The organism is Gordonibacter sp. RACS_AR68, from assembly GCF_030418485.1.
Classification (GTDB): Bacteria; Actinomycetota; Coriobacteriia; order Coriobacteriales; family Eggerthellaceae; genus Gordonibacter; species Gordonibacter urolithinfaciens.
Genome location: NZ_JAIPUP010000002.1, coordinates 199,532 through 212,422, shown reverse-complemented (window position 1 = coordinate 212,422; position 12,891 = coordinate 199,532). Strand labels below are relative to the sequence as shown.

16 protein-coding genes are annotated in these 12,891 nt (G+C 64.9%); 13 read left to right on the top strand and 3 right to left on the bottom strand.

What is annotated here, in order from left to right:
* Window positions 1-42: 42 nt before the first annotated feature.
* The 13 genes from rpiB to K9U15_RS05605 all read left to right on the top strand — a co-directional run bounded on the left by rpiB (window position 43) and on the right by K9U15_RS05605 (window position 10,585).
* A complete protein-coding gene (rpiB, locus tag K9U15_RS05665; RefSeq protein ID WP_096228084.1) occupies window positions 43-483 on the top strand; it encodes a ribose 5-phosphate isomerase B in 441 nt (146 codons plus the stop codon).
* Between the two features lie 114 nt (window positions 484-597).
* Entirely contained in the window at window positions 598-1,854 is a 1,257-nt protein-coding gene (glyA, locus tag K9U15_RS05660; RefSeq protein WP_096228085.1) for a serine hydroxymethyltransferase, read from the top strand.
* Between the two features lie 19 nt (window positions 1,855-1,873).
* Complete coding sequence (upp, locus tag K9U15_RS05655) at window positions 1,874-2,515, top strand: uracil phosphoribosyltransferase (RefSeq protein ID WP_096228086.1); 642 nt, start codon at window positions 1,874-1,876, stop codon at window positions 2,513-2,515.
* A 249-nt stretch (window positions 2,516-2,764) separates the two neighbouring features.
* Window positions 2,765-3,226: a cytidine/deoxycytidylate deaminase family protein gene (locus tag K9U15_RS05650; protein WP_015540410.1), complete on the top strand. Its 462-nt coding sequence runs from the start codon at window positions 2,765-2,767 to the stop codon at window positions 3,224-3,226.
* A gap of 268 nt (window positions 3,227-3,494) precedes the next feature.
* Window positions 3,495-3,776 (top strand): hypothetical protein, encoded by a 282-nt coding sequence (locus K9U15_RS05645; protein ID WP_087191461.1) that lies wholly within the window; start codon window positions 3,495-3,497, stop codon window positions 3,774-3,776.
* An 18-nt stretch (window positions 3,777-3,794) separates the two neighbouring features.
* The gene (gene atpB / locus K9U15_RS05640) at window positions 3,795-4,580 is read left to right on the top strand and encodes a F0F1 ATP synthase subunit A (RefSeq protein WP_087191460.1); all 786 of its coding nucleotides are present in this window, start codon (window positions 3,795-3,797) and stop codon (window positions 4,578-4,580) included.
* Between the two features lie 147 nt (window positions 4,581-4,727).
* Window positions 4,728-4,946 carry an ATP synthase F0 subunit C gene (gene atpE / locus K9U15_RS05635; RefSeq protein WP_041239754.1) on the top strand — a complete coding sequence of 73 codons (219 nt, stop codon included), beginning with the start codon at window positions 4,728-4,730 and terminating at the stop codon, window positions 4,944-4,946.
* A gap of 52 nt (window positions 4,947-4,998) precedes the next feature.
* Entirely contained in the window at window positions 4,999-5,616 is a 618-nt protein-coding gene (gene atpF, locus K9U15_RS05630; RefSeq protein ID WP_041239753.1) for a F0F1 ATP synthase subunit B, read from the top strand.
* Between the two features lie 22 nt (window positions 5,617-5,638).
* Window positions 5,639-6,184: an ATP synthase F1 subunit delta gene (atpH, locus tag K9U15_RS05625; protein ID WP_224767865.1), complete on the top strand. Its 546-nt coding sequence runs from the start codon at window positions 5,639-5,641 to the stop codon at window positions 6,182-6,184.
* A complete protein-coding gene (gene atpA / locus K9U15_RS05620) occupies window positions 6,178-7,749 on the top strand; it encodes a F0F1 ATP synthase subunit alpha (protein WP_154270391.1) in 1,572 nt (523 codons plus the stop codon). Before atpH ends, atpA begins: the two co-directional genes overlap by 7 nt.
* Window positions 7,750-7,761: 12 nt before the next feature.
* Window positions 7,762-8,691 (top strand): ATP synthase F1 subunit gamma, encoded by a 930-nt coding sequence (atpG, locus tag K9U15_RS05615; RefSeq protein WP_087191458.1) that lies wholly within the window; start codon window positions 7,762-7,764, stop codon window positions 8,689-8,691.
* Window positions 8,692-10,140, top strand: a complete 1,449-nt coding sequence (atpD, locus tag K9U15_RS05610; RefSeq protein WP_015540406.1) for a F0F1 ATP synthase subunit beta — start codon at window positions 8,692-8,694, stop codon at window positions 10,138-10,140. It begins immediately after the preceding gene.
* A complete protein-coding gene (locus K9U15_RS05605) occupies window positions 10,133-10,585 on the top strand; it encodes a F0F1 ATP synthase subunit epsilon (protein ID WP_096228087.1) in 453 nt (150 codons plus the stop codon). Before atpD ends, K9U15_RS05605 begins: the two co-directional genes overlap by 8 nt.
* Before the next feature lie 77 nt (window positions 10,586-10,662).
* Here K9U15_RS05605 and K9U15_RS05600 read toward each other — a convergent pair whose 3' ends face one another.
* The 3 genes from K9U15_RS05600 to K9U15_RS05590 all read right to left on the bottom strand — a co-directional run bounded on the left by K9U15_RS05600 (window position 10,663) and on the right by K9U15_RS05590 (window position 12,697).
* Window positions 10,663-10,932: a type II toxin-antitoxin system RelE/ParE family toxin gene (locus tag K9U15_RS05600; RefSeq protein ID WP_096228088.1), complete on the bottom strand. Its 270-nt coding sequence runs from the start codon at window positions 10,930-10,932 to the stop codon at window positions 10,663-10,665.
* A complete protein-coding gene (locus tag K9U15_RS05595) occupies window positions 10,925-11,215 on the bottom strand; it encodes a hypothetical protein (protein WP_096228089.1) in 291 nt (96 codons plus the stop codon). The genes K9U15_RS05600 and K9U15_RS05595 overlap by 8 nt, the downstream gene beginning before the upstream one ends.
* 99 nt (window positions 11,216-11,314) lie before the next feature.
* Window positions 11,315-12,697 carry a helix-turn-helix transcriptional regulator gene (locus K9U15_RS05590; RefSeq protein WP_123674405.1) on the bottom strand — a complete coding sequence of 461 codons (1,383 nt, stop codon included), beginning with the start codon at window positions 12,695-12,697 and terminating at the stop codon, window positions 11,315-11,317.
* Window positions 12,698-12,891 lie beyond the last annotated feature (194 nt).

Sequence of the window (12,891 nt, the reverse complement as noted above, 5' to 3'; positions counted from 1 at the left end):
GGGAACCGAGAGCAGCGAGAGACGAATGGAAAGGAACCGCCCATGAACATCAGCATCGCCAGCGACCACGCGGGCTTCGAGCAGAAGCAGGCGCTCGCGGCGTACCTGCGCGACCAAGGCCACGAGGTCATCGACCGCGGCCCCGGCAACGACGACCGCGTGGACTACCCGGACTTCGCCGAGCTCGTCGCGCGCGACGTGGCGGGCGGCGCGGCCGAGCGCGGTGTGCTCGTGTGCGGCACGGGCATCGGCATGGCCGTGGCCGCGAACAAGGTGGACGGCATCCGCGCCGTGAACGTCATTAACCCGCAGTTCGCCGAGCTGTCGCGCGAGCACAACGACGCGAACGTCGTCACGCTCTCCGGCCGCTTCGTGGACGAGGGGACGAACCGTGCCATCCTCGACGCGTTTCTCGCCACCCCCTTCGGGGAGGGCCGCCACGCCGGCCGCGTGGCGAAGATCATGGCTCTCGAAGCCAAGTGAGGTCGAACCGACGGCCCGCGCCCGCTCAACCGGCGCGGGCCGTTGTGCTAGCATAAGTCGCGACATCGGCGACCCCGCTTTCGCGAACCGCACCCGTATCCGAAAGGAACCGCCATGCCCTTGACCTACCTGCCCGAGCAAGACCCCGCCGTCGCCGACGCCCTGCGCCAGGAGCTCGCCCGCGAGCGCGACTCCGTGGAGCTCATCGCCTCGGAGAACTTCACGTCTCCCGCCGTCCTCGAGGCCGTGGGCAGCGTGCTCACGAACAAGTACGCCGAGGGCTATCCCCGCAAGCGCTACTACGGCGGCTGCGAGAAGGTCGACATCGTGGAGGACCTCGCCCGCGACCGCGCCTGCGCGCTGTTCGGCGCGAACTTCGCGAACGTCCAGCCCCACTGCGGCGCGAACGCGAACCTGGGCGCGTACGAGGCGCTCATCGAGCTGGGCGACACGGTGCTCGGCATGAGCCTGGCCGAGGGCGGCCACCTCACGCACGGCTCGCCCGTGAACTTCTCCGGCCGCCACTATAACTTCGCCAGCTACGGCGTGGACCCCGAGACCGAGACGATCGACTACGACGAGGTGGAGCGCATCGCCAAGGAGGTCCGCCCGAAGCTCATCGTGGGCGGCGCGAGCGCGTACCCGCGCATCATCGACTTCGAGCGCATGGCCGCCATCGCGCGCGAGGTGGGCGCGTACTTCATGGTGGACATGGCCCACATCGCCGGCCTCGTGGCCGCCGGCGCGCACCCGAGCCCCGTGCCGCACGCCGACGTGGTCACGTCCACCAGCCACAAAACGCTGCGCGGCCCGCGCGGCGGCTTCATCCTGTCCAACGACGAGGACATCGCCAAGCGCGTGGACAAGGCCGTGTTCCCGGGCTCCCAGGGCGGCCCGCTCATGCACGTCATCGCCGGCAAGGCCGTCGCGTTCGGCGAGGCCGCGCAGCCTTCCTACAAAGAGTACATCGGCCAGGTGGTGGAGAACGCCGCGCGCCTCGGCCAGGGCATGATGGACGGTGGCCTGCGCCTCGTGTCCGGCGGCACCGACAACCACCTGTGCCTCGTGGACCTCACGCCCGCCGACGTCACCGGCAAGGATGCCGAGAAGCTGCTCGAGGGCGTGGGCCTCACGGTGAACAAGAACTCCATCCCCAACGAGCCGCGCAGCCCGTTCGTCACGAGCGGCATCCGCGTGGGAAGCGCCGCTGCCACCACCCGCGGCTTCACGGCCGACGACTTCTACGAGGTGGGCCAGCTCATCGCCGCCACGGTGTTCAACGCCGAAAGCGCTGCCTTGCTCGCCGACATCCGCGCCAAGGTGGACGCGCTCCTGGCCGCCCACCCGCTCTACCCCGAACTCGACTACTAGGAACGAGGAGCGCATCCCTATGACGAAAGAGTACGACCGCGTCACCGTCGTCGACCATCCCATGGTGCAGCACAAGCTGTCGAAGCTGCGCAACAAGGACACCTCGTCCAAGGACTTCCGCGCCCTCGTGCGCGAGCTGGCCATGTTCGAGGGCTACGAGGCCACGCGCGACCTGGCCCTCGAGGACGTGGAGGTGGAGACCCCCATCTGCAAGACCACGTGCAAGCAGGTTGCCGGCAAGAAGATGGTGATCGTGCCCATCCTGCGCGCCGGCCTCGGCATGGTGGAGGGCCTCCAGGAGCTCATGCCCTCCACGTTCGTCGGCCATCTGGGCATGTACCGCGACCCCGACACCCACGAGCCGCACGAGTACTACGCGAAGCTCCCCGATAGCATCGCCCAGCGCGATGTGCTCGTGGTGGATCCCATGCTCGCCACCGGCGGCTCCGCCACCGCGGCCATCCACTACCTGCGCGAGCGGGGCGTGAAGAACATCAAGCTCGTCGTCCTCGTGGCGGCGCCCGTGGGCATCGAGACCGTCCTCTCCGCCGACCCGGACGTGCAGATCTACACCTGCGCCGTCGACGAGTGCCTGAACGACCACGCCTACATCGTCCCCGGCCTGGGCGACGCCGGCGACCGCATCTTCGGCACGAAGTAGGAGAACCCCGCAGGCCGAACCCCTCCCAAACGGGAGAGCAGATCCATGAACCCCCCGAGCCGGAGAGCGCTCTGCGCGACTCCGGCCCGGTCCGCGGCAACGGAGAAGGCGGAAGGGCGGCGCGGCGCTCACCAAGCGAGTTCCGCACGAGCCGAAACGTCCAGTGGACGTTTCGTGCGAGCAGGACTGCCGAGCGACTGGGCGTCGCGCCGCCCTTCCGCCGCCCCGCAGGTTGAAAGGAAGCGCGACATGACCGAGACGATCGACCACCGCCCCAGCTGGGACGAGTACTTCATGAAGCTGGCGAACGAAGTTGCCACCCGCACCACCTGCATGCGCCGCGGGGTGGGGGCCGTCATCGTGAAGGACCGCCGCATCCTGGCCACCGGCTACAACGGCGTGCCCACCGGCATGCGCCACTGCGCCGAGACCGGCTGCCTGCGCCAGCAGCTCGGCGTGCCCAGCGGGCAGCGCCACGAGATCTGCCGCGGCCTGCACGCCGAGCAGAACGCCATCATCCAGGCGGCGCGCTACGGCATCAACATCACGGGCGCGTCCATCTACGTGAACACGCAGCCCTGCGTCGTGTGCGCCAAGATGCTCATCAACGCCGGCATCGAGGAGATCGTCTACCAGAACCCGTACCCCGACGAGCTGGCCATGTCCATGCTCGAGGAAGCCGGCATGAAGCTGCGCGTGTTCGAGGGGTAGGATGCGGAGAGGGCGGAGAGAGGACGGTGTCCGGTCCTGAAATGGGGTTATTCACCTATCAATTAGTTCCCCCTCCGCTTCTCTCCGAATATACAGTTTCGCCCTTCCGCACCGCAGGGTTTATTCAGTTTTCTGCCGGATTTATCCACCACTCACCCGAAAATCGGATGTTTTTGTTACCTTCTCGTAGAATAAATCGAACGTTCCGTTATCATACGTACCGGTTTAATAGGGTGCGTCTGCGAGCGCATGGATTTGAAAGCAGGCTATGGTACTAGCGATCGTTTTGGGGGCGTTGTCCGGGGTGCTCGGCGTTTTGCCGCTGTTTCTCGGATTGCGAATGACGAGGCGGGTGACCGACACCAGCAACTTGGGCCATGCAGGCGCCCTGATGCTCGGTGTGCTGTTGTCGTTCGTCATCCTTTTCCTCGGAGCCATCGCCTGCGTCGTCCTTGCTCGCGACATAGCGGTGCCCTTCGTCTTGGCGGAAGCGGCGGTGCTCGTTGCCTGCGCAATCGGCTACGGCGTATATACATTTGTACGGAAGTAGGATGGGAAGGTAAGACACGTGAATCCACTTGATCAACTAGCGGCCGAGGTGCCCCATCTGCAGCATTCGTTCGACCCGGCCTTTGTGTTCGGCTCGGGCTCGTTCGGCATGACCCAGTACGTGCTGTGGATGATCATCTGCTTCGTCATCACGCTCATCGTCGTGCTGACGGCGGGGAAGCGCCTCACGCTCATCCCCACGAACAAGTTCACGAACATGGTCGAGTACGGCTACGAGTTCGTGAAGAAGGACATGGGCGAGAGCGCCATCGGCCACGGCTACAAGAAGCACATCCCGTTCCTGGCCACGCTGTTCTTCTTCATCCTCATCAGCAACTTCGTCGGGTTGATCCCCGGCTGCAAGACGCCCACCGGCTCCATCTCCATCACGTGGGCCCTCGCCGCCATCTCGTTCGTGTACTTCATCTTCTACGGCATCAAGGTCAAGGGCCTGGGCGGCTACCTCAAGTCGTTCGCGCCGGCCGGCCTGCCCGTGGTCATGGTGCCCATCGTGTGGTTCCTGGAGCTCTTCTCCACGGTGCTGCGCGTGCTCACGCTCGCCGTGCGACTCTATGGCAACATGTTCGCCGGCCACATGGTGCTCGGCATCTTCGCCTTGCTCACCAGCGTGTTCATCGGCTCCGCCATCCAGGGCGCGGGCGTTGCGGTGGGCGGCATATCCATCGCCTGGATGCTGTTCCTGTTCGCCATGTACGCGCTCGAGGTGCTGGTCGCGTTCCTGCAGGCCTACGTGTTCACCATCCTGAGCGCGGTGTACATCGGCCTGGCGACCTCCGACCACTAGGAGATCGTCCCCGCTGGCCGCGCGAGCGGGCGGCATCGCGCCGAGGGCGCGGAACCACGGTTCATACCGGCACTCCACGGCCGGTTGACATAAACAGGTTGTCCAAAGTCTCCGAGGTTGGCTCGGAAACGGTAAAAGGAGGAAATTGTGGAAACTACCATCGTTCTTGCGGCTCTGAAGCTCGTGGGCTACGGCCTGTCGACCATCGGCCCCGGCGTCGGCATCGGCATCGCCTGCTATGGCTGCTGCGTCGCGACCGCCCGCCAGCCCGAACTGCAGGGTCGTCTGTTCACGAACTTCATCATCGGCGCCGCCCTCGCCGAGGCCCTCGGCCTCATCGGCTTCGTTCTGACCTTCATCGTGTAACTCGGCCTTATTCGGACATATTTGCCGCAAGAAGGCTAAAGGAGGTTACAACGTGAAAGACAGAGCGAAAAAAGCATCGACTCGCATGGGGGTTGCCGCAGTTGCCGGCGCCGGCATGACGTTTGCTTTTCCCGCGCTCGCGTTCGCCAGTGAGGAGGAGGCAGGCGGCATCAGCGCCATCCTGCCCGACATGGCGGAGTTCATCCCCATGCTCGTCATCTTCATCTTGCTGTGGATCGTCCTCGCGAAGCTCGGCTGGCCCAAGTTCGAGGCCATGCTGTCCAAGCGCGAGACGATGATCAAAGATGCCCTCGAGAAGTCCGAAGAGGCCCGCATCGAGAGCGAGCGGGTGCTCGAGGAGTACCGGGTGCAGCTGGCCGATGCCAAGGCCCAGGCGGCCCAGATCGTGGCCGACGCCAAGCAGACCGGCGAAGCCGCCAAGGCCGACATCACGGCCAAGGCCCAGTCCGAGGCGACCGACATGATCGCCAAGGCGCGCACGGCCATCGAGGCGGAGAAGAAGGCTGCCATCGCCGAGCTCCAGAGCTCCGTCGCCGACACGTCCGTCGCGGTTGCGGCGCGCCTCATCGGCGAGGACCTCTCGGAGAGCGAGCATCGCAAGATGATCGAGCGCTACGTGAACGAGGCGGGCAGTTTCGATGCCAACTAATCGTCTTATCGTCAAAGAGGAAGTGGCAGTCTATGCCGCCGTCCTGTTCGATGGGGCGTTCGAGGCGGGCGGCCAGGAGGCGGTCCTCGAGGTGCGCGACCAGATGGTCCGCGTCGCCGAGGCCATGCGAACGAACATGGAGCTGTCCGTTGCCTTGTCAGACCCGGGCTACACGCCCGAGCAGCGGGGCGAGCTTGCCAGGAACGTGTTCGCTGGCTGCAACCCGGTCCTGCTCGACGTGCTGGCGGTTCTGGCCGAACGGGGCGACGCCGCGCTGCTGCCCCGCGTGCTCGAGAACTACGCAGAGCAGCTGCAGAGCAAGTTGAACCTGTGCGTGGTGGACGTTACGACGGCGGTTCCGCTGGACGACGCCCTGCGACGCATCATTACGGAAAAAGCCGAAGCCGATCTGGACACGAACGTCGTCCTGCGCGAGAGCGTCGACAAGTCCATATTGGGCGGCATCATCATGAGCACGAACGGGAAGCGCATCGACGCCAGCGTGGCGTCCCAGCTCGACCATGCCCGCAACGTGCTCAAAACGACTACAGATGGAGGTGAATGCTAGTGACTGAAATCACCGCTAAGTCCATTGACGATGCGTTGCGCAAGCAGCTTGACGCCCTGAAGGTCAACATCGAGTCTCGCGAGGTCGGAACCGTTATCCAAATCGGCGACGGCATCGCCCGCGTCGACGGCCTGCGCGACGCCATGGCAGGCGAGCTCCTCGAATTCGTCGGCCAGGGCGGCAAGACCGTCTACGGTCTGGCCCAGAACCTCGAAGAAGACGAGGTCGGCGCCGTGCTTCTCGGCGATGTCACGGCAATCAGGGAGAACGACCAGGTCCGCACGACCGGCCGTATCGTGGAAGTTCCGTCGGGCAGGGAGATGCTCGGCCGTGTGGTCAACCCGCTCGGCATGCCCATCGACGGCAAGGGCCCCATCAAGGCCGAGGGCATGCGCCCCGTGGAGTTCAAGGCTCCCGGCGTTATCGCCCGCAAGCCGGTGCACGAGCCCATGCAGACGGGCATCCTGGCCATCGACTCGATGATCCCCGTCGGCCGCGGCCAGCGCGAGCTCATCATCGGCGACCGCCAGACCGGCAAGACCGCCATTGCGGTTGATGCTATCATCAACCAAAAGGGCAAGGACATGATCTGCATCTACGTGGCTATCGGCCAGAAGGCCTCCACGGTTGCCGGCATCGTCGAGACGCTCGAGCGCCATGGCGCCATGGACTACACGATCATCGTGTCGGCCTCCGCGTCCGACTCCGCGCCGCTGCAGTACATCGCCCCCATGGCGGGTGCCGCCATCGGCGAGTTCTTCATGTACAACGGCGAGGACGGCAAGCCGGCCTCCGCCGAGAACCCGGGCCGCCACGTGCTGTGCGTCTACGACGACCTGTCCAAGCAGGCTGTGGCCTACCGCCAGATGTCGCTGACCCTTCGTCGTCCTCCGGGACGCGAGGCGTACCCCGGCGACGTGTTCTACCTGCACTCGCGCCTGCTTGAGCGCGCGGTGAAGATGAACGACGAGAACGGTGCGGGCTCCCTCACGGCGCTCCCCATCATCGAGACGCAGGCCGGCGACGTGTCCGCCTACATCCCGACGAACGTCATCTCCATCACCGACGGTCAGATCTTCCTGCAGACCGACCTGTTCTTCCAGGGCCAGCGCCCGGCTGTCGACGTGGGCATCTCCGTGTCGCGAGTCGGCGGCTCCGCGCAGATCAAGGCTATGAAGCAGGTTGCCGGCTCGCTGCGCCTCGACCTCGCGTCCTATCGCGAGCTGCAGGCGTTCACGCAGTTCGGCAGCGACTTGGACAAGGCCACGCAGGACCAGCTGAACCGCGGTGCCCACATGACCGAGCTGCTGAAGCAGGGTCGCTACAACCCCATGCCGGTCGAGGAGCAGGCGGTGTCCATCTACGCAGGCGGGCACGGCTACCTCGACGACATCCCGGTGGGCGACGTCGTGCGTTTCCGCGGCGAGCTGCTCGATTACATCCGCGCCTCCAAGCCGGAGATCTTCGAGAACATTGTGAAGGAGCAGAAGTTTACCGACGCGATCGAAACCGAGCTGAACGCTGCCATCGAGGCCTTCAAGCTGACGTTCTCGGCTTCGGCTTAAGGCAGGTAGACCATGCCCAACCTTCACGACATAGAACGGCGCATCAACTCCGTCTCCTCGACGAAGCAGATCACGCGTACCATGGAAATGGTTGCGGCCGCCAAGATCCGCCGCGCCTCGGAGCGGGTGTACAACGCCCTTCCGTGGGCGAGCGCCATCTCGGAGATGCTCATTTCCACGGCGAAGTACGCACCGCTCGACTCCGAGCCGCTGCTCGCCACGCATGACGAGGTCAAGCGCGCTCTGATCGTGGTCATCGCGTCCGATCGCGGGCTTGCCGGCGGGTTCAACAGCAACGTGCTTCGCCATGCCGAGAAGCTCATCAAGGAGAAGGAGCGCCAGGGCATCGAGGTCGAGATCGTCGCCTGCGGCAAGAAGGCCATCGGGTACTTCAGCTATCGCAACATCGTGCCGATTTTCGAGTTCCGCGACCTCTCGGCCGACCCGACGTACGAGGAGGCGGCCGAGATCTCGCAGTTCGCCGGCGACAGCTACCGCGAGGGCAAGCTCGACGAGGTCATCATCGTGTTCAACCATGCGAAGAACGCGGCCGAGCAGCGGTTGATCGAGCAGCAGGTGCTGCCCATCAACACCACGAGCTATGCCGAGCTTCTGGGCCTGGCTCCCAAGGAGAAGGACTACTTCGAGCATTTCCGCGAGAAGGACCTCGACCACCTGCCCGGCGACATCGACTTCGAGCCCGATGCCGAATCGGTCATGCACTATCTGATGCGCGCCTACCTGCGCAACACGTTCTACTACGCGCTCATCGACTCGGCGGCTGCCGAGCAGGGCGCGCGCCGCACCGCAATGAAGTCGGCGACCGACAACGCCAACGAGATGGTCAACACCCTGACCCGCGTGTACAACCGCGTGCGCCAGGGCGCTATCACGACCGAGATCTCGGAGATCGTTGGCGGCGCCGCAGCTTTGGAGGAATAAATGGCTGAAACCAAGAACACTGCATCGGCCACGGGCGCGACCGGACGCATTGTCCGCATCGTCGGCGCTGTTGTCGACGTTGAGTTTCCGCCGGATCAAATGCCGGCGATCTACAACGCCCTGACCGTGGATGCAACGACCCCCATCGGGGAAGTGAAGACTGTGCTGGAGGTGCAGACGCACCTCCCGGGCGACCTCGTCCGCACCGTCGCCATGTCGTCCACCGACGGCATGGTGCGCGGGCTCGAGGTCGTCGACACCGGCAACCCCATCATGATGCCCGTGGGCCCGAACACGCTGGGCCGCATCTGGAACGTGATCGGCGAGCCGGTCGACGGCAAGCCCATGCCCGAGGTCGCCGAGTGGATGCCCATCCACCACCCGGCCCCGGACTACGACACGCTGACCACCACGACGGAGATCTTCGAGACTGGCATCAAGGTCGTCGACCTCATCGAGCCCTACGTCAAGGGCGGCAAGACGGGCCTGTTCGGCGGCGCCGGCGTCGGCAAGACCGTTATCATCCAGGAGCTCATCAACAACCTGGCCCAGGAGCACGGCGGCACGTCGGTGTTCACGGGCGTGGGCGAGCGTACCCGCGAGGGCACCGACCTGTTCCTCGAGATGAGCGAGTCCGGCGTCATCGACAAGACCTGCCTGGTGTACGGCCAGATGAACGAGCCTCCGGGAGCGCGTTTGCGCGTGGGCCTGGCGGGCCTGACCGAGGCCGAGTACTTCCGTGACCAGGGCCAGGACGTGTTGCTGTTCATCGACAACATCTTCCGCTTCACGCAGGCCGGCTCCGAGGTGTCCGCACTTCTCGGCCGTATGCCCTCCGCCGTTGGCTACCAGCCCACGCTGGCAACCGAGATGGGCGACCTGCAGGAGCGCATCACGTCCACCGAGACCGGCTCCATCACCTCGGTGCAGGCCGTGTACGTGCCCGCCGACGACCTGACCGACCCTGCGCCGGCCACGACGTTCACCCACCTCGACGCGAAGACGGTTCTGTCCCGTTCCATCGCCGAGCTGGGCATCTACCCGGCCGTCGACCCGCTGGAGTCCACCTCCCGCGCGCTCGACCCGGAGATCGTGGGCGAGGAGCACTACCGCGTGGCCGTGGGCGTGCAGGAGGTGCTGCAGAACTACAAGGACCTGCAGGACATCATCGCCATCCTCGGCATGGACGAGCTCTCCGAGGAGCAGAAGCTCGTCGTGAACCGCGCCCGCAAGATCCAGAAGTACCTGGGCCAGCCGTTCCATGTGGCCGAGGTCTTCACCGGCAACCCCGGCAAGTACGTGAAGATGGAGGATACCATCCGCTCGTTCGCCGAGATCCTCGACGGCAAGTGCGACCATATCCCCGAGCAGTGCTTCGTGTACAAGGGCGCCATCGAGGACGTGTACGCGGCCTACGAGGAAATGACGAAGGAAGAAGCTCATGCCTAATCTGCTTTGCATGGTGGCTACGCCGACGCGCGAGCTGTTCTCGGGAGAGATCGCCTACGCGGACGTCCCGGGTTCCGAGGGCAACTACGGCGTGCTGAGCGGCCATGAGATGCTCGTGGCCAAGAACAGCCCCGGCGTCCTCACGCTCTGGATGGATGCCGCCGGCAACGAGAAGCGCCGTTTCGCCCTCTACGAGGGTGCAACGCAGGTGTACGCGGACCGTTTGACCGTCCTTGCGCGCTTCGGAGTCGATGCGGACAGCATCGACGTGGAGGCGGTCCGCAAGAAGGCCGACGGGATGCGGGAGCGCGTCGCCGAGCTCGAGGCGAAGCATGCCGACGATCCCGAGGTGGAGTCCTACGGCGCCATCTTGGAGACGTCCCGGGCGCGTCTTGCCTGGTACGAGACCCAGCTGCGCGTGGCGGAAGGCGCACCTGCCAAATAGCGCGCCGCCGCATCACAAGGGTACCAACCGAGGAGGGGGACAGCTTGGCTGTCCCCCTCCTTTCATGTTCGCTGTTGCTAGTGCACTCTCCGCTGATGGATCAAAGCTGCAACATACACGGTGTCTTCTACCTTGTCGTATCGGTAGAGAATATCGAACGGTGCGATAACAATTTTTCGGCAGTCCTTCCCGAAGCGCTTCTTGATGGCGTAGGGAAGTTCGGTTGAGCCGAGTTCGGGAAGAGCTTCCAGCATTTCCACCAATCGGTAGAGATCGTTGAACATGCGCTCGGAATAGACCTCGGCTGTCGCCTCGACGAATTCTTCCGAGATGATGACCTTAGGCATGCTTTCTCCTCAGCTTGAGCGCTGCCTCGCGCGCCACCTCTGCACCCTCGTAACATCGTCCGGCCTCTATGTCGGCGAAACCGCGTTCCAAAGCGGCGGCCACAAGGGCCTCGTAGGCGGCCTGATCCGCTACCTCCTTCATCTTCTGCTCGTACACCTCCTCCGAGCAGAACACGAACGCGCCGGCGCCGTTCTCGGTGATGCGCACGATTCCCTTGCGCGCGGCTTCCTTGACCTCGCCCTGCTTCTTCTGGAGGGCGGTGACGGGATAGATGGGTTCCATGGCAAGCCTCCTTTTCGCTTGCGAGGAGCATAGCAGGATAGAGGATTATTGTATATACCGTTCGCTATACAATAAGCAACCTTTTATCCGGTTGCACCCCTATGCGTCGTCGGGGTTCGCGGCCTCGATGGCGTCGAGGAGCTCCTCGCGGGAGTTGATGCCCATCTTCTTGTAGATGTTGTACGTGTGCGACTTCACGGTGTGGCTGGAGATGCACAGCTTGTTCTGGATGTGCTCGATGCCGCGGCCCTTCGCCATGAGGAAGAACACCTCGGTCTCGCGCGCGGAGAGCTTGGCCTCGCGCGCCACCACGGTGCAGCGGGCCTTCCAGCGGCCCTGCTCGTGCTCATGCTCGGGAGCCTCGGCGGCATCGTCGTCGTCGGCAGGACGGCGGCTCGGGGCGAACGTGATGAACGCGGCCAGCACCACCACCAGCCCCAGCGCGACGCCCGAGAGCACGGCGTAGTTCGTGGCGCCGGTGGCCGCCGGCAGCAAACCCAGCGCGAAGCCCGCCGCCATCCCGGCGCCGAGCACGCCCTGGCTCATTCCCACGAAGTACAGGGGCGCCGCATGCCGGTTGTGCGCCGTGTGCACCTCGAAGGCCATGCTCACCACCACCAGGAACACGTAAACGGCCAAAAGCAGCAGGTTCGACAGCGCGTACACCGGCCCGGTGAACAGCGTCATGGACACGAGCGACACCACGAGGAACGGGAACACCATGCGCAGCACGTCGATCTGGCGCATGCGCCCGGCGAAGCGGTGCATGAACGCGAGCGCCGCCAGCGCGCCGGCCAACGCGAACCCGGCGATGCCGGCGAACAGCAGCGGATCGCCGGCCAATTGCGTGATAGAACCGGCTCCGAGGCCGAACACGATGCCGTACACGAGGTAGATGACGCCGAACGCCCACGAGAGGCCCGCCTTCTCCTGGGAGACGGCCAGCGGTATGCGCAGGCCCTCGTCCGGCCCCGCCTCGTGCGCCACCACGCGCTCGACGCCCAGGCTTACCAGAGGGCACACCACGAGCATGACGATGCTGAAGTAGGACGGCAGCAGGTTGATGATGAGGTAGAGGAAGCCGCCGCAGGCGGTGGAGAGCGCCATGCAGCGCGCCACCGACCGCTCGTCGAGGCGCGATACCGCGGGCATCCAGCTGAACAGAAGGCATCCCAGGCCGGCCCCCGAAAGCCCCCATGCCGCGAGGTCGAAGGCGAGCGGCAACGGCATGCCGAGCGCCGCATAGGCCGTGGGCGACACGGCGGCGATGACGCAGAACGCCGCCACGAACCCCGTCATGGCCCGCCGTGCACGGGGCGACGGCAGCCCTTCGGGGGCACGCGACATCGTGAGGCAGCAGGCCCCGAAACCGATGAAGAACGCGATGCGCAGGGCCAAGTGGTACCACAGCCGGTCGATGCCGGGATCCAAGAACGAGTTGCGCATGAGCATGGCGAAGAAGCAGGTCCAGAAGAGCGCCATGCCTCCCACCATGGTGAGAAGCATGGTGGGAGATACGCTCTGACGTGGTGTTTCGCAGCTATTCAGACTTTTTTCCATAGGCGTTCGCGCGGCCCCCTCCCGCATATCGCCGAGGCCCCTCCGAAGAAACCAGACGATTTGTCGATGGCGCCCATGATAAACGGTCTCTAGGATCGTGGCAAGGAAAGGCACCG

What these genes read in the sequence shown, in the direction of transcription:
- rpiB (WP_096228084.1), top strand. Translation starts at nt 43, where the DNA reads ATGAACATCAGCATCGCCAGCGACCACGCGGGCTTCGAGCAGAAGCAG.
- glyA (WP_096228085.1), top strand. Translation starts at nt 598, where the DNA reads ATGCCCTTGACCTACCTGCCCGAGCAAGACCCCGCCGTCGCCGACGCC.
- upp (WP_096228086.1), top strand. Translation starts at nt 1,874, where the DNA reads ATGACGAAAGAGTACGACCGCGTCACCGTCGTCGACCATCCCATGGTG.
- K9U15_RS05650 (WP_015540410.1), top strand. Translation starts at nt 2,765, where the DNA reads ATGACCGAGACGATCGACCACCGCCCCAGCTGGGACGAGTACTTCATG.
- K9U15_RS05645 (WP_087191461.1), top strand. Translation starts at nt 3,495, where the DNA reads ATGGTACTAGCGATCGTTTTGGGGGCGTTGTCCGGGGTGCTCGGCGTT.
- atpA (WP_154270391.1), top strand. Translation starts at nt 6,178, where the DNA reads ATGCTAGTGACTGAAATCACCGCTAAGTCCATTGACGATGCGTTGCGC.
- atpG (WP_087191458.1), top strand. Translation starts at nt 7,762, where the DNA reads ATGCCCAACCTTCACGACATAGAACGGCGCATCAACTCCGTCTCCTCG.
- atpD (WP_015540406.1), top strand. Translation starts at nt 8,692, where the DNA reads ATGGCTGAAACCAAGAACACTGCATCGGCCACGGGCGCGACCGGACGC.
- K9U15_RS05605 (WP_096228087.1), top strand. Translation starts at nt 10,133, where the DNA reads ATGCCTAATCTGCTTTGCATGGTGGCTACGCCGACGCGCGAGCTGTTC.
- K9U15_RS05600 (WP_096228088.1), bottom strand. Translation starts at nt 10,932, where the DNA reads ATGCCTAAGGTCATCATCTCGGAAGAATTCGTCGAGGCGACAGCCGAG.
- K9U15_RS05595 (WP_096228089.1), bottom strand. Translation starts at nt 11,215, where the DNA reads ATGGAACCCATCTATCCCGTCACCGCCCTCCAGAAGAAGCAGGGCGAG.
- K9U15_RS05590 (WP_123674405.1), bottom strand. Translation starts at nt 12,697, where the DNA reads ATGGCGCTCTTCTGGACCTGCTTCTTCGCCATGCTCATGCGCAACTCG.